Annotated in this window: 16 protein-coding genes; 8 read left to right on the top strand and 8 right to left on the bottom strand. The window is 60.9% G+C overall.

What is annotated here, in order from left to right; all coding sequences use genetic code 11:
* Positions 1-2: 2 nt before the first annotated feature.
* The gene (locus tag D0544_RS01680) at positions 3-413 is read right to left on the bottom strand and encodes an OsmC family protein (protein WP_125014225.1); all 411 of its coding nucleotides are present in this window, start codon (positions 411-413) and stop codon (positions 3-5) included.
* Between the two features lie 223 nt (positions 414-636).
* On the opposite strand from D0544_RS01680, the gene crp reads away from it, so the two are divergent.
* On the top strand, positions 637-1,275 hold the full coding sequence (gene crp / locus D0544_RS01675) for a cAMP-activated global transcriptional regulator CRP (RefSeq protein ID WP_125014223.1): 639 nt from the start codon (positions 637-639) through the stop codon (positions 1,273-1,275).
* 64 nt (positions 1,276-1,339) lie between these two features.
* Here crp and D0544_RS01670 read toward each other — a convergent pair whose 3' ends face one another.
* From D0544_RS01670 to bioA, 5 genes are all read right to left on the bottom strand, one after another.
* Positions 1,340-2,581: a molybdopterin molybdotransferase MoeA gene (locus D0544_RS01670; protein ID WP_207905742.1), complete on the bottom strand. Its 1,242-nt coding sequence runs from the start codon at positions 2,579-2,581 to the stop codon at positions 1,340-1,342.
* Entirely contained in the window at positions 2,578-3,135 is a 558-nt protein-coding gene (gene moaB / locus D0544_RS01665; RefSeq protein ID WP_125014221.1) for a molybdenum cofactor biosynthesis protein B, read from the bottom strand. The genes D0544_RS01670 and moaB overlap by 4 nt, the downstream gene beginning before the upstream one ends.
* Before the next feature lie 106 nt (positions 3,136-3,241).
* The gene (gene moaD / locus D0544_RS01660) at positions 3,242-3,490 is read right to left on the bottom strand and encodes a molybdopterin converting factor subunit 1 (protein WP_125014219.1); all 249 of its coding nucleotides are present in this window, start codon (positions 3,488-3,490) and stop codon (positions 3,242-3,244) included.
* 110 nt (positions 3,491-3,600) lie between these two features.
* Positions 3,601-4,920 carry a Xaa-Pro dipeptidase gene (gene pepQ, locus D0544_RS01655; RefSeq protein ID WP_125014217.1) on the bottom strand — a complete coding sequence of 440 codons (1,320 nt, stop codon included), beginning with the start codon at positions 4,918-4,920 and terminating at the stop codon, positions 3,601-3,603.
* Between the two features lie 58 nt (positions 4,921-4,978).
* On the bottom strand, positions 4,979-6,262 hold the full coding sequence (gene bioA / locus D0544_RS01650) for an adenosylmethionine--8-amino-7-oxononanoate transaminase (protein WP_125014215.1): 1,284 nt from the start codon (positions 6,260-6,262) through the stop codon (positions 4,979-4,981).
* A 187-nt stretch (positions 6,263-6,449) separates the two neighbouring features.
* Here bioA and D0544_RS01645 point away from each other — a divergent pair, with 187 nt between their 5' ends.
* The 3 genes from D0544_RS01645 to D0544_RS01635 all read left to right on the top strand — a co-directional run bounded on the left by D0544_RS01645 (position 6,450) and on the right by D0544_RS01635 (position 10,408).
* Positions 6,450-8,486: a putative bifunctional diguanylate cyclase/phosphodiesterase gene (locus tag D0544_RS01645; protein ID WP_125014213.1), complete on the top strand. Its 2,037-nt coding sequence runs from the start codon at positions 6,450-6,452 to the stop codon at positions 8,484-8,486.
* Positions 8,487-8,596: 110 nt separating this feature from the next.
* Entirely contained in the window at positions 8,597-8,908 is a 312-nt protein-coding gene (locus tag D0544_RS01640; RefSeq protein ID WP_125014211.1) for a hypothetical protein, read from the top strand.
* 162 nt (positions 8,909-9,070) lie between these two features.
* Positions 9,071-10,408: a magnesium transporter gene (locus tag D0544_RS01635; RefSeq protein WP_125014209.1), complete on the top strand. Its 1,338-nt coding sequence runs from the start codon at positions 9,071-9,073 to the stop codon at positions 10,406-10,408.
* Positions 10,409-10,495: 87 nt separating this feature from the next.
* On the opposite strand, the gene D0544_RS01630 is transcribed toward D0544_RS01635, so the two are convergent.
* Entirely contained in the window at positions 10,496-10,933 is a 438-nt protein-coding gene (locus D0544_RS01630) for a thiol-disulfide oxidoreductase DCC family protein (RefSeq protein ID WP_125014207.1), read from the bottom strand.
* A 12-nt stretch (positions 10,934-10,945) separates the two neighbouring features.
* On the bottom strand, positions 10,946-11,392 hold the full coding sequence (locus D0544_RS01625) for a DUF3429 domain-containing protein (protein ID WP_164880785.1): 447 nt from the start codon (positions 11,390-11,392) through the stop codon (positions 10,946-10,948).
* A 196-nt stretch (positions 11,393-11,588) separates the two neighbouring features.
* Here D0544_RS01625 and folE point away from each other — a divergent pair, with 196 nt between their 5' ends.
* The 4 genes from folE to D0544_RS01605 all read left to right on the top strand — a co-directional run bounded on the left by folE (position 11,589) and on the right by D0544_RS01605 (position 14,215).
* Positions 11,589-12,227 (top strand): GTP cyclohydrolase I FolE, encoded by a 639-nt coding sequence (folE, locus tag D0544_RS01620; RefSeq protein ID WP_125014203.1) that lies wholly within the window; start codon positions 11,589-11,591, stop codon positions 12,225-12,227.
* A gap of 10 nt (positions 12,228-12,237) precedes the next feature.
* Positions 12,238-12,951: a dihydromonapterin reductase gene (gene folM, locus D0544_RS01615; RefSeq protein ID WP_125014201.1), complete on the top strand. Its 714-nt coding sequence runs from the start codon at positions 12,238-12,240 to the stop codon at positions 12,949-12,951.
* On the top strand, positions 12,948-13,319 hold the full coding sequence (locus D0544_RS01610) for a hypothetical protein (protein WP_125014199.1): 372 nt from the start codon (positions 12,948-12,950) through the stop codon (positions 13,317-13,319). Before folM ends, D0544_RS01610 begins: the two co-directional genes overlap by 4 nt.
* A gap of 98 nt (positions 13,320-13,417) precedes the next feature.
* Positions 13,418-14,215, top strand: a complete 798-nt coding sequence (locus D0544_RS01605; RefSeq protein WP_125014197.1) for a substrate-binding periplasmic protein — start codon at positions 13,418-13,420, stop codon at positions 14,213-14,215.
* Positions 14,216-14,238 lie beyond the last annotated feature (23 nt).

The following is a 14,238-nucleotide window of genomic DNA, read 5'->3' as shown; positions in this document are numbered from 1 at the left end:
GATTAAGCCTCGACCACCTGGTAATCATGGCTGATCTCGACCCCGCCCGCCGCCAGCATAATGGAGGCCGAGCAGTACTTCTCGGCCGACAACTCGACCGCCCGCTTGACCTGGTTGTCCTTGAGGCCCTGACCTGTGACCACAAAATGGAGGTGGATCCGGGTGAACACCGCCGGCACCGCATCCGCACGTTCCGCGCTGATTTCAACCCGGCAACCGGTAACCTGCTGGCGCGCCTTCTCCAACATGCCGATCACATCGTAGGAGGAGCAACCTCCCACCCCCAGCAACAACATCTCCAGCGGTCGTACCCCCTGATTGTCCTCCCGGGCACCATCGATCAGCACACGGGAACCGCTGCCGGAAACCCCTTCAAACTGGCGCTCTTTTAACCACTTAACCTCTACTTGCATGCTGTACTTCTCACACTCTGTCTATGACTGGGAGCAGGCAGAGTATCACCAACCCCGCAGGCTGCCCACCCGCATCGCAGCCCATTTTTCCAGCCAACCCAGCCCAAAAGTGGATGCCTGTCATAAGATGACTCTATGCCTGGCGTGAAAACTGGTACTCCCTGCCCATTCCCGCCATAATGGGCTCATTCGTAATACCAACAAAACCAGTGCGGGAACAGAGATGGTTACAATTACGCCCCCCAAGCAGATCAAGGGTCTCGACACCTTCATCTCGCTTTGTCACCGCCGTCGCTACAGCGCCAAGAGCACGCTGATCTACGCGGGAGACAACAGCGACTCCCTCTACTACATCATCAAGGGGTCGGTGACGATCCTGATCGAAGATGACGACGGCCGTGAGATCATCATCGCTTACCTCAACGCCGGCGATTTCTTTGGAGAGATGGGCCTGTTCCTTGACGAGGAAGGGTCGCGGAGCGCCTGGGTGCGCGCCAAGACCGAGTGCGAAGTGGCTGAGATCAGCTACAACAAGTTCCGCGAGTTCTCCTCCCAGTTCCCGGACATGCTTTTCGAGATCGGTGCCCAGATGGCCAACCGGCTGCGCAACACCACCCGCAAGGTAGGTGACCTGGCATTTCTGGACGTTACCGGCCGTGTGGCCCGCACACTGCTGGACCTGTGCAAGCAGCCCGACGCCATGACCCACCCCGACGGCATGCAGATCAAGATCACCCGCCAGGAGATCGGTCGCATCGTGGGCTGCTCCCGCGAAATGGTGGGACGCGTGCTCAAAACCCTGGAGGAACAGGGACTGGTGTCGGTCAAGGGTAAAACCATGGTGGTATTCGGCACCCGCTAGCTCACTTCAAACTCCATAAAAAAAGCAGCCCCCTGGCTGCTTTTTTTATGCTCACTTGCGTCAATCACCCGCCAGCCAGCTCCGCGAAGGGGAGGTATTCTACCAGGTCCCCCTCCTCCACCACGGTGTCACTGGGCACAACGGCCAGGCCCGTGCCCCAAACCGCAGAAAACAGTACACCCGAGCTCTGGTTGTCGAAACAGGCCAGGCGCATCCCCCCCTGGGCATCGACCTCGGCTCGCACCCGCAGGTACTCCTGGCGATGAGCCGGGCGCGGTCGGGCAAAGGCCGCCGGCAGGCGGTAACTCCGGCAGGCCAGCTCACTGACCCCCTGCATTTTCAGCAGAAAGGCCCGGGCCGCTATGTGGAAGGTAACGAAGACCGAGGTGGGATTGCCGGGCAGGCCGATAAAGGGAACCCCCGCCACCTCGCCAAACGCCAGCGGCTTACCCGGCTTGATCGCCAGCTTCCAGAGTTTGAGTTGTCCCAGCTTTTCCACCGTCGCCTTGACGTGATCCTCCTCGCCCACCGAGACACCGCCACTGCTGATCACCACATCGGCCTGCTCGGCAGCGGCCAACAGCGCTTTTTCAGTGGCCTCAGCAGTATCCTCGACGATACCCAGGTCGACAAACTCCATCCCCAACTGCGCGACCAACCCCGCCAGGGTGTAACGGTTGGAGTTGAAGATTTGCCCGGGGGCCGGTTCCTGACCCGGTTCGACCAGCTCATCCCCCGTCGACAGTACCGCCACCCGCAAACGCCTAATCACCGGCACCCGGGCCACGCCGATGGAGGCCAGAATACCCAACTCCTGGGCCCGCAACCGGGTACCGGCCTCCAGCACCGACTGGCCGCGGGCGATATCCTGCCCGGCCGGCCGTATATGCTGCCCCGGCTTGAGGGACGACTGGGGGGGAAACTCAACCCCCTGCGGATCATCCCGGGTATCCTCCTGCATCACCACCAGATCCGCATTGGCGGGAATGGGGGCGCCGGTGAAGATACGCGCCGCACTCCCTGCCTGCAGCTCCGACGGAGCCGCTCCGGCGGGCACCCTCAACGAGATCGGCAGCCGCACGGCTTGCTCGGGATCCAGGTCCGCCCAACGCAGCGCGTAGCCGTCCATCGCGCTGTTATCCAGCGGCGGCACCGCCACGGGGGAGCACTGGGTTTCAGCCAGTACCCGTCCCAACGCCTGTTCGGTAGCAATCCATTCGACATCGGTGAGACGAACGGCCTGAGCCAGCATCCGCTCCAGCGCCTCGCTCACCGGCATCAGGCCAGGAGCGCTGCAACAACTCATGAGCGGCTACCGCAGGCCGTGTCGATCACCTCCTGGGGAACCGACAGCTCGGCAACAAAGTTGCAGGGGCGATGACGGGAGTCCAGCTGTTCGCGAATAATGCCGTTCCAGGCGGTCCGGCAGGCGCCGGAAGAGCCCGGCATGCAAAAAATAACGGTGCGGTTGGCCATGCCGGCAAAGGCCCGGGACTGAACCGTAGAGGTGCCGATCTCCTGATAGGAGAGCTGGCGGAACAGTTCACCGTAGCCCTCCACCTCCTTGTCGAACAGTACCTTCACCGCCTCGGGGGTGCTGTCACGGGCGGTAAACCCGGTTCCACCGGTCACCACCACGGCCTGCACCGACTCATCGGCGATCCACTGCGACAGCACCGCACGGATCTGGTACACATCATCCTTTACAATCCGCTTGTCCGCCAGCTTATGCCCTGCCTCCTGAACCGCTCCAGCCAGAAAGCCACCGCTGGTGTCGGTCTCTTCATTACGGGTGTCACTCACCGTCAGGACCGCGATGCTGAGGGGGATAAAATCGACTACATTACCGTGCTGCTTCATGCTGGATTGTTCCTTAAAATCTGGTGGTAGATCTCGTACGCAAGCCGCAGTATGCCGTAACTACTGCAGTGGTGCTATTGATCGCAAACAAGTTACCCGGTTATCCCTAGCCACCGGTCACCGGTGGAAACAGGGCAACCTCATCGCCACTGTGGAGCGGTGCCTGAGCACTGACCACCTCCTGGTTGACCGACACAATCAGGTTGGGGTTGTCGAGCACCGCCTGCCAACGCTCACCCCGCGCCTGCAACGCTTCCAGCAGCTGCGCCACCCGAAGCTCGCCCTCCAGGGGCCACTCCAGTTCACGTAACCCCAGCTCTTCGGCATAACGGGCGAAAAACAACACTTTGATCACCGGGCACTCTCCTTTCTGGCTTGGTCGAGGTGGGCAGCCTGCGGCTGCCCATCGATTCTACCACCGAACGCCACCGCACCGGCAAGCCGGCGCAGGCGATCCCCTAATACTCAGTCGAGGGCGGTAAAAGCAGGACGCGTCAGGTTTTCCGCCCCCCCCGGCAACGCCACCAGGGTATCTTCGATACGGATTCCACCACAGGGACGCAGGGTGTCGATCAAGGGCCAGTTAAGGTGCGGATTTTCCCGCTGAGGCTCGAGCAGCTGGTCGATAAAATAGAGCCCCGGCTCAATGGTCACCGCCATCCGCTCCTGCAGGGTGCGCTGCAGGCGCAGCGCCGGGTAGTCGGAGTGGGGTGGACAGCGATCGCCGGCGGCGTTGATCTGCCACCCGCCTACATCGTGGGTTTGCAGGCCGATCAGGTGACCCAGCCCGTGGGGAAAGAAGAGTCGGGTAATCCCCTCGCCAAAGGCGGTATCGGCATCGCAGTTGAGGATACCACTGTCGCTCAGTACCGCCGCCAGCCGCTGGTGCATGCGTTCATGCAGGGCCACGAACTCGACCCCGGCTTTTACCTCGGACGCGATCCCCTGCTGTTCCTGGTCCATACGCGCCACCAGGTCAGCAAAGAGCCCTTCGCGGGCCGCATAGGTGCGGGTGATGTCGGCGATATAGCCCTCAAAGGTGGCACCCGCATCGATCAGGAACGAATGGCGCTGAGCAGGGGGCTTCACCCCATAACGGTCGTTGTGCAAAATGGCGGCATTCTGGTTAAAGGCAACGATATTGCCGTAGGGGCTCTGGGCCTCGGTATGCCCGCAGGCCGCCAGATAACGCAGGTGCACCTCAAGCTCCGAGTCGCCCCCAAAAAAGGCATCGCGCGCAGCCCGGTGCCCTTTGGCAGCAATACGGTTGGCCTCGCGCAGGCAATGCAGCTCATATTCACTCTTGCAGGCCCGTGCGTAGTGCAGTGCTGCCATCAGCGCAGGGGGGTTGGTCGCTACTCCCGGCAGCTCAGCCGCAGGCTCTGGCGCCTCGGCGATGCAGGCGACCCCATGCAGGTCCCAGCCCGCCAGCGTCTTGAGGGCAGCTTCGGCATCGGCAACCGGTTCTATATCAAAACTGTCGACCCAGTACCCCTCAGCAGCCCCGGCCGCTGCGTGCCAGTAATCACGGGGTTGATGGTAGAGCAGGCGGGGGCGCTCCCCCACCCGCAGCAACAGGTAGCAGTGGGGGTTGTCGGTCAGCGGCAGCCATCGCTTGAAATGGGGATTCACCACGAAGGGGTAGTCATGGTCATCGAGAAAACAGGGCCTGGGCGAACCGGAGGCCACCAGCAGCCCCTGGTATCCCAGGCTCTCCAGCAGCGGGCCGGTTTCGCTCAACAGCTGTTGAAGGTGGGCTTGGTAAAGCACCTGGATATCACGCATGGCGAACACTCCATAGAGTCATGGTTTAAAGAGAACGGTAAAGGTGGCAGAACGGTCGTTACTTGGCGGTCAGTACGCGGTAGATACCCGAGGTCAGGCGATCTACCTGATCGGCGTTCATTATATAGGGCGGCATCACGTACACCAGCTTGCCGAAGGGCCGGACCCAGACACCCTGCTCCACAAAGCGGGGCTGGATCTGCGCCATATCGACCGGCTCCTTCAGCTCCACCACCCCGATCGCGCCCATCACCCGTACATCAGCGACCGAAGGCAGCGCCCGGCAGGGCGCCAAACCGCGCCGCAAGCCCATTTCGATCTCCGTCACCTGGCTGCGCCAGCTTCCGGTTTCGAGAATTTCAAGGCTGGCGTTGGCCACCGCGCAGGCCAGGGGGTTGGCCATAAAGGTGGGGCCATGCATAAACACCCCCTCTGCGGAGATCGCATCACTCACCTGCTGAGTGCAAAGGGTGGCGGCAAGGGTCATGTAGCCCCCGGTCAGGGCCTTGCCCAGGCAGAGGATATCCGGTGATATGCCCGCCTGCTGGCAGGCGAAGAGACTGCCGGTGCGGCCAAAACCGGTGGCGATCTCATCAAGGATCAGCAGCACACCAAACTGGTCACACAACTCGCGGGCGCGGCGCACGTAGTGGGGAGAGTAAAAGCGCATCCCCCCCGCCCCCTGCACCACAGGTTCCATGATCAGCGCGGCGATCTCCTGGTGGTGGCGTTCCAGCAGCTCCCGCAGCGGTTTGATGTCGTTCTCATCCCACTCCTCGTCGTAGCCACAGTCGGGGGCTGGAGCAAAAAGATGCTGCGCCAGCACCCCGCTAAACAGCTCGTGCATGCCGTTTACCGGGTCACAGGTCGCCATGGCGCCGAAGGTATCACCGTGGTAGCCGTGGCGGATGGTCAGCAAGCGGTTCTTCTCAGGTTTGCCGAGGGCGTGCCAGTACTGGATGGCCATCTTGATGGCCACCTCCACCGACACCGAGCCGGAGTCAGCAAAAAAGACCTGCTGCAGGGCTTCGGGCACCATGCTCAACAGCCGCCGAGCCAGCTCGATGGCCGGTTTGTGGGTCAGTCCGCCGAACATCACGTGGGACATACAGGCGGTCTGCTGCTTGATGGCGGCGTTGAGGTGCGGGTGATTATAGCCATGGATGGCCGACCACCAGGAGGACATGCCGTCGATCAGCTGGCGACCGTCCCCCAGGGTCAACATGACCCCCTCGGCCGCCACTACGGGGAACTGGGGGTAACGGTTTTTCATGGAGGTGTAGGGGTGCCAGATATGCTCGGCGTCAAAGCGCATATCATCGGCGGTAATCACAGGATTCATAGCGACCGGTCCGGTGTGGAGATGCGGTGCCCATCATAGCCTGAGCCACCCAGGGATACCACGCCTTGAGCGCTCCCCCGCTGGAAATTAATTTTGACCGCCAGCGTCAGATTTCCGATACTCGTGGACTGCTTTTGCGCACGGAAGAGGGCGTACGCCGGGGTGCGTCCTGAGATAAGGAGCCATTTTGTTGATCGAAAAGCGGGACCGCCTGTCCCTCAAACTATTGCGGGTTGTGCTCGCCTCTGCCTGCCTCGTCGGCACTATCCTGAGCGCGGCGCAGATTGCTATGGACGCCGTCAACTCACAGCAGGAGATCGATGAGCGCGCCCAGAGTGTACTGGCGATGGTGCGGGACCCTGCCATTCAGGCGGTTTACAGCCTCGACCGCGAGATGGCCGAGCAGGTCGTGGAGGGGCTGTTCGAGGACCACTCCGTACGCTTCGCCGCCATTGGCCACCCCAACGAAGAGGTGTTGGCCTCCAAACGCCGTCCCCTGCAGGAGGAGCCCTACCGCTGGCTCACCGACCGGGTGTTCCAGCCCGAGCGCAACTACCGGGTCAGCCTTTACGGCAAGCTCCCCTACAACGAATACTACGGCGACCTGCAGATTACCCTCGACACCGCCTCCTACGGGACTGCCTTTGTGGACCGCGCGGTAATCATCTTTACCTCGGGTATCCTGCGCGCCATGGCGATGGCCTTCGTGCTCTACCTGATCTTCACCTGGCTGGTCACCCGCCCCCTGATCCAGATCGCAACCAGCCTCGCCCACATCAACCCGGATCAGCCGGGCGATGTTAAGGTCCCCATGATCGAAGGCAATGAGCGCAACGAGCTGGGGCTTTGGGTCCGCACCATCAACCAGTTACTGGAGTCGATTGAGCGTAACAACTCCAAGCGCCAACGAGCCGAAGCCCACGTACTCCGTTTGGCCCAGTACGATTTTCTCACCGGTCTTCCCAACCGCATCATGCTGCAAAAGCAGCTGCAACGCATCCTTCCCGAGGCCGAGCAGCGCGGGCAGTTGGCGGCGGTGCTCTGTTGCGGAATCAACGACTTCAAAAGCATCAACGAACAGCATACCTACAAGATCGGCGACTACCTGCTGATGAGCCTGGCAGACCGCCTGCGTAACCAGCAGATTCCGGTCCGCGCGGTAGGGCGGCTGGGGGGGGACCAGTTCGCCATTATTCAGGACAAACTGCAGCAGCCCTACGAAGCCGCCGAGCTGGCCCAGAGTATCCTCGCGGAGCTGCAGGAGCCCTTTGTGGTCGATGGGCAACCGATCACTCTCGACGCCACCCTCGGGATCGCGCTCTTCCCCGCCGACGCCAGACACCCGGAAAAACTGCTGCAGAAGGCGGAGCAGACCATGACCCTGGCCAAGACCCGCGGCAACCGCTACCAGTTTTACGTTGCCAGCGTCGACAACGAAATCCGCGAGCGCAAACGCCTCGAGCGGGAGTTGTCCGAGGCACTGGCGATGGACCAATTGCAGCTGGTTTATCAGCCCCAGATCGACTTTCGTACGGGCCAGGTGGCAGGCGCCGAAGCGCTGCTGCGATGGGAACACCCTGAGCAGGGCTGGATCTCCCCCGAGATTTTTATTCCGCTGGCTGAAAAGAGCGACCTGATCATCGCGATTGGCGAGTGGGTACTCGACCGCGCCTGCGCCCAGCTCAAGGTCTGGCATGGCATGGGCTTTCCGGAGTTGCGCATGGCGGTCAACCTGTCGGCGGTTCAGCTCAAGCAGACCGACCTCACGGACCTGGTGGTAAGGACGCTGAGCAAGCACCAGCTACCTCCCCAGACCCTGGAGCTGGAGATGACCGAAACCGGCATCATGGAGGACCTGCAGGCGGCGGCGACGGCGCTCAAAGCGATCAAGAAATCGGGTGTCCTGCTGGCGTTGGATGACTTTGGTACCGGCTACTCCTCCCTCAGCTACCTCAAACAGCTGCCCTTCGACAAGATCAAGATCGACAAGAGCTTTGTGCAGGAGATTACCGATAGCCACGATGACTCCTCTATCGTTCGAGCGATCATCCAGCTTGGCGAAAGCCTTGAGCTACAGGTGATTGCCGAAGGGGTGGAAACCGCCGCCCACGAAACCTACCTGATCCAGCACGGCTGCCAGGAGGGGCAGGGATACTACTACTGCAAACCCGTTCCCGACCCTCTCTTTATCGAATACCTGCGCAAATCCAATCAGGCCGCCTAAAGGGCGACAGCCCCCGTATACGGGGCTGTGACTTCAAGAAATAAGCCTCCCCAGCCGATACACCCCTGATCTACACTCATACAGTTCCCTGTGTAACGGAGTTACCCCACATGAACTGGATTAAGCGCTCCCTTCTGGCCAAGGCCTGTGCCGGCATCGTCAGCGGTATGTTACTGCTGGTACTAACCTCCCTCTGGGGTGGGCAGCAGCTGGCCGATGCGATCAGCGACATGAACACCCAGATCGCCACTGCCGCCGAGGAGCAAAGCTCCGTATCGGAGGAGATCACCCGCAACATCACGGAGATAACCTCAATTGCATCGAAAAACAGTAAAAACGCGCAACACACTGCTGAAACCAGCGAGCACCTGGTTCAGCTATCCAATGCGCTGAAAGAGGTTGCCCGCCGCCTGAGTCATTAGAAACCGGGCCCACACTCCTCCATCGTCCGTGGGGCCGTTGTGGGCACTGCCCAGGCGAGCGGCCCCGCCGCTTGCCTTTCACATCCGCGCCTGCAGCCCCCTTAGCCGTCCTTTGCGCGAAGGGGAGCCCAGCGGCCGTTTCTGACCCCAAGGAAGTCCACGTTGAGCGAAGAATTGAACGAGACCATCGACCGCTTTAGCCACACCCCCGAAACCGACAAACCGGCGGTCATGGACGAGGTACTCGAAGAGTTTGGTGAAACCCGCCTGGCCCTGCTGCTGGAGGCGATGCCGATCGATGAGCGGATGCTGCGCTGGCACTCGATTCCGAGCGAGGAGCAGGCCGCCATCCTGATCGAGATGCGGGGTGATGCCCGCAACAGCATCATCCGCGCGCTGAGCCCCGAGCAGCTGGAGCGACTGATCGGGCAGCTGGATGCCCAGGACCTGATTGAGATCGGGGACTCACTTCCCCAGTCCGTGGTGGAAGACGCTCTCGAGCACATGGATGCCGAGCAGCGGGAGTATTTTGAACGCTCGCTGCAGTACAACGAAGAGCAGATCGGCCGCTACGTGGATCATAACCTGCTGATGCTGCCGGCCGCCGCCCGGGTGCAGGATGCCGACCGCCTGCTGCGACGCCCCCTCCCCCCCTACACCGACAGCATCTACCTGTTTGACCGCTCGGGGCGTTTTCAGGGTACCGTCAGCACCAGCCAGCTGTTCACGCTTCCCGGCCATATCCACCTCAGCACCCAGATTGACGAGGACGCAGAGCCCCTCTCGGGAGAGGCCGAACTCTATGCCGCCGCCACTGCGGTGCAAGAGTCCGGTGCCATGGCGCTGCCGGTGGTCGACGAGCAAAATCGCCTACTGGGTCGAGTCACGCTCCACGACGCGATGGTGCTGCAACAGAGCCACTTTGAAAACCTGCTGATGGCGCGGGCGGGTATGAATGAGGAGGAAGACCTGTTCGCTCCGGTGTTGCGCAGCTCTCGTCGCCGCGCCACCTGGCTGGGCATCAACCTGCTGACCGCCTTTCTCGCCTCCTGGACCATCGGTCTATTCGAAGCCACCTTGCAACAGGTAGTTGCGCTCGCGGTGCTGATGCCGGTCGTCGCCTCCATGGGCGGCATCGCCGGAAGCCAAACCCTGACCCTGATGATTCGAGGCCTAGCACTAAAACAGGTTTCCCGGGGCAATCTGGTTTCTCTTCTGAAGAAGGAGCTGGGCATTGCCGGCGTCAATGGCCTCATCTGGGCCCTTGTGATCGCTGTGATCGCATCGGTCTGGTTCTCCAGCCCCTTGATCGGGCTGGTGATTGCCATCGCCATTGCGGTCAATATTGTGGCAGCCGCCTTTTCCGGGGTCATGGTGCCCATGGTGCTGGACCACCTGAAGATCGACCCGGCCCTCTCGGGGTCGGTGATTCTCACCACCGTCACCGATGTGGTCGGCTTCTTTGTGTTTCTCGGCCTGGGTGCGCTCCTGCTGATCTGACCGCTGGGGCCACCGCAAGGGTATCCGTCCATAATGCCGTGGCGGGAGGCCTTCACGGCGGTCGGCGCCCCTCGGCTGGATGAGGCCCTACCTTTCCCTGCTGGCGGAGCGCCTGGAAGCGCTCGGGCAAACGGACTGCTCACACACCCCGCAGTAGGCACGGCCCGTCAGCCAGCGCGAAATGCCGTAGCGATAACGGGCGAACAGCTTATAGGCCAGGTTGCTGGGCCCTCGCAGGGGCCAGCGGCGCAGCCAGCGTAACCAGGGCTTGCGTCCTACCAGGGACCAGGCATAAGCGCTGACATCCAGCCCCAGTAACAGGGTGCCGTCGGCCTTGATACCATGGAGGATTTCACTGGCTCGTGTGGCGTCTACCTGCGGGTGGTGCTCACTGAACCCCTCCGCATGGATATCCACCAGCAGGATGCGCCCCGCAGTGTCACGGGCTTTGAGGGCCCGCATCTCGATTACGCAGAGCGGGCAGCGGCTATCGAAATAGATGCTCAACTCAATCGGGTTATGCATATTGGCCCTCCGCTAGCGGTATTGCCATAACAGCAGCAGATGCAGCCCCAGCACCGACCCGGTTAACCAGTAGCGCAGGGTCAAATAGCTCCTGAGGCGCTGGGTGGATGATGGGGGGGCAAAACGCAGCTCAGTCCACAACACCATCACAAAGCCCGCACTCAATACCAGCAATGAGGCCTCGTACCAGCGCAACAGCAAGCCCAGCCAGGCCAGCAAGGCGAACAGGTTGCTGAGCAACAACAGTGGAGCGACCAGCCTCGGCTCGTCACAGGCGAGAGCCCTCCCCCACAGGATGCCGCCGAGGAAGCTCAGTATCACAGCGCCATAGGCGATAAACCAGGCCACCGGATCAACCCCCAGCCACTCCGCGCCACTACTGGCAGCCAGCAGGCAAACCAGAAAAGGGATCAATCCCAGCCCACCCAGCCCGTACATCAGTCGCTTGTTTGTCTCCATCGCAGAGTCTCCCACGTTAGGCCCAAGGGCCGATACCACTGACCAGTTTACGAACAGACGCTCCATTTGGATCAGTGACGATCCCCTTCCCGCCATTGCAGCCCGGCACCAGCCCAACAATTAAATGATCCATTGCTGGCTCGAGCGCGTATTCAGTGCTGTGAACACTCGTCCTAACTAACATCAGGAAACGCCAATGATCTCTGCAGAAGCCACCCGGGTCCGGGAGATGTTGATTGAAAAAGGGCTGGAAACTCCGTTACTGGAAACCGGTCTCAGCCGTGAACAGAAATACGAACGCATCAAAGGCTTAATGACCGAGGTGGTCTCTACCCTGGGTCTTGACCTGAGCGATGACAGCCTGCAGGAGACACCGCACCGAATCGCGCGCATGTACCTGGACGATCTCTTTGTCGGGCTGGATTACCAACACTTCCCCAGCATCTCCGTGATCGACAATAAAATGGGGGTGGACGAAATGGTAAAGGTGAGCGAAATTCGCATGACCAGCACCTGTGAACACCACTTCATCACCATCGACGGGGCTGCCAAGGTTGCCTACCTGCCAGACCAGAAGATTATCGGCCTGTCCAAACTCAACCGCATCGTTCGCTTTTTTGCCCAGCGCCCGCAGGTGCAGGAGCGGTTGACCCAGCAGATACTGGTGGCGCTACAAACCCTGCTGGAAACCGATGACGTAGCTGTCTCCATCAACGCCACCCATTACTGCGTGAAGGCGCGCGGCATCATGGATGCCAACTCCTTTACCGAGACCACAGCCCTCGGTGGCAGCTTTAAAAGCAACCCACAAACACGCGCCGAATTTCTACGCTAGGGGGAACGGCATGAGTGCACCAGTCCTAATCACCGGCGCCGCCAAGCGCATCGGCCTCTTCATCGCCCGATCCCTGCGTGAGCAGGGTGTTGAAGTGATCGGCACCTATCGACGCCAGCAGCCGGCACTGGGTGAGCTGGAAGCGATGGGGGTACAGCTCTACCACTGCGACTTCTGCGAGAGCGACCATGTACATCGGCTGATCGACTCCCTGCAGCGCTACCACCCGGCTCTGCGGGGCATCATCCACAACGCCTCCGACTGGATCGCCGAGGGGCAGTCGGAGCTGTCGCCCGAACAGGTGATGGAGCGCATGATGCGGGTGCATGCCTACGCCCCCTACCAGCTCAACCTGGCCCTGGCTCCGCTACTGCGTAACTGCCCCGATTCGGTGGCCGACATCATTCACATTACCGATTTTGCCGTCGACAAGGGCAGCAAACACCACATCGCCTACTCAGCCAGCAAGGCGGCCTCCGAAAACCTCAGCCGCTCCTTTGCCCGTTTGCTGGCGCCGCAAGTGAAGGTCAACAGCATCGCCCCCTCCCTGATTTTGTTCAATGAGGGAGACAGCGACGACTATCGGGAGCACACCCTGGCCAAGGCGCTGTTACCCCGTGAGCCAGGCGAGGCGGAGGTGCTTCACGCCGTCACCTACCTGATGGAGAGCCGCTACGTCACCGGCCGTACCCTGCACCTGGATGGAGGGCGTCATCTGAAATGAGGCTGCTGCGCAGTATCGGACTGCTCTACCTCCTGTCTGGACTCTGGTGTGCGTTCGCCCCGGAGCAGGCAGCCGCGTTTCTAGGTTACGGCTCACTCTCCGCCAGTGGCCGTGCGGAGTTTTTCACCGTCTATGGCGGTCTGCAGTGCGGGCTCGGGGTGGCCATGATCGGTTGTAGCGCGATTGCCCGCTGCCTGCCCGGGGCCCTTCTGATGAGCGCCCTATTCTCCTCCCTGCTTGCCCTGTTTCGCCTGTTCAGCCTGTTCAGCCTGGGCGGCCTCTCCAGCGAGCTGCTGATGCTCTTGCTGCTGGAGGTGACGATCGCCTTGCTGTTTATCGCCGGCAGCAGGCGGGCAATGTCAGCCTGAGGTCACATTTCTGCGATCTGGCCCGTTGCGGTTGCCGCGTCAGGGCCAGAGAGTGCTAATGTTATTTGCTATAATCCACGTTTAGGGCTGGAAACCTGGTGACCATGATTTCGCGCCGACACTTTCTACAGTACACACTGCTGGGGGCGGCAGGAGCCAGCTTTCATAGCGAAGCCGACCGCCTTGTGCAAACCCTGCGCTTTGTGGGAGCTTCCAAGGGTCATCCCATCAGTTACCTGGATGATCAACAGCAGGTACGTGGTCTCCTGCCGGAGCTGCTCTACACCCTCATCGAGCAGGTGCCTGAAGTGAATTACCAGCTCTCCCTTCATCCCTGGGCCCGAGCACAGGCGCTGGTCAAACAGGGGGCTGCTGACGCCCTTTGCACCTACCCATCCGATGAGCGAAAAGAGTTCGCCGTTTTTTGTCGCCACCCCCTGTTTATATGGAGTTATGGCTACCTGGTCTATCGCCGTCAGGGGCCTGAAGCCGAACGCTTAGAAGCAGCCACCTCCTTTGAGGATCTCGCGTCACTGAGGATGGCAGCAGAGCGTGGATCCTCCTGGGAGACGGATAACATCCCAGCCTTTATTAACCGCGTGTATGCCACCAGCCAGGAAACCGCTCTGCACCTGATTCTGCTGCGCAAGACGGCTGACTTTTGTGTAATGAATGCGATCCAGGCTAGCCATTATGCACGCAAACATGGTTATCAGGAGAGCATGGCCATCAGGCCGGTCGAGTTTATTCCCAACAGCAAAATACCCTTCCATATTGGCGTCAAGAAGGACTACCCAAACCTCCCAACTCTGCTCGACAGGCTCGACAACGCAATAATGAGCCCAGCCTATCAGGAGCACCGCGAGGCGATCATGACGGCGCAAAGCTCTCTCTGAGGTAAGGGTCGCGAGCCGGGACA

Origin of the sequence: Aestuariirhabdus litorea, assembly GCF_003864255.1 — a bacterium.
GTDB classification, from domain to species: Bacteria; Pseudomonadota; Gammaproteobacteria; order Pseudomonadales; family Aestuariirhabdaceae; genus Aestuariirhabdus; species Aestuariirhabdus litorea.
Note: the sequence above shows the minus strand (reverse complement) of the source record. Positions and strands in the feature narration are given on the sequence as shown.

What these genes read in the sequence shown, in the direction of transcription:
- moaB (WP_125014221.1), bottom strand. Translation starts at nt 3,135, where the DNA reads ATGAAGCAGCACGGTAATGTAGTCGATTTTATCCCCCTCAGCATCGCG.
- D0544_RS01610 (WP_125014199.1), top strand. Translation starts at nt 12,948, where the DNA reads ATGAGGCTGCTGCGCAGTATCGGACTGCTCTACCTCCTGTCTGGACTC.
- D0544_RS01680 (WP_125014225.1), bottom strand. Translation starts at nt 413, where the DNA reads ATGCAAGTAGAGGTTAAGTGGTTAAAAGAGCGCCAGTTTGAAGGGGTT.
- folM (WP_125014201.1), top strand. Translation starts at nt 12,238, where the DNA reads ATGAGTGCACCAGTCCTAATCACCGGCGCCGCCAAGCGCATCGGCCTC.
- D0544_RS01630 (WP_125014207.1), bottom strand. Translation starts at nt 10,933, where the DNA reads ATGCATAACCCGATTGAGTTGAGCATCTATTTCGATAGCCGCTGCCCG.
- bioA (WP_125014215.1), bottom strand. Translation starts at nt 6,262, where the DNA reads ATGAATCCTGTGATTACCGCCGATGATATGCGCTTTGACGCCGAGCAT.
- D0544_RS01640 (WP_125014211.1), top strand. Translation starts at nt 8,597, where the DNA reads ATGAACTGGATTAAGCGCTCCCTTCTGGCCAAGGCCTGTGCCGGCATC.
- crp (WP_125014223.1), top strand. Translation starts at nt 637, where the DNA reads ATGGTTACAATTACGCCCCCCAAGCAGATCAAGGGTCTCGACACCTTC.
- D0544_RS01625 (WP_164880785.1), bottom strand. Translation starts at nt 11,392, where the DNA reads ATGGAGACAAACAAGCGACTGATGTACGGGCTGGGTGGGCTGGGATTG.
- pepQ (WP_125014217.1), bottom strand. Translation starts at nt 4,920, where the DNA reads ATGCGTGATATCCAGGTGCTTTACCAAGCCCACCTTCAACAGCTGTTG.
- folE (WP_125014203.1), top strand. Translation starts at nt 11,589, where the DNA reads ATGATCTCTGCAGAAGCCACCCGGGTCCGGGAGATGTTGATTGAAAAA.
- D0544_RS01670 (WP_207905742.1), bottom strand. Translation starts at nt 2,581, where the DNA reads ATGAGTTGTTGCAGCGCTCCTGGCCTGATGCCGGTGAGCGAGGCGCTG.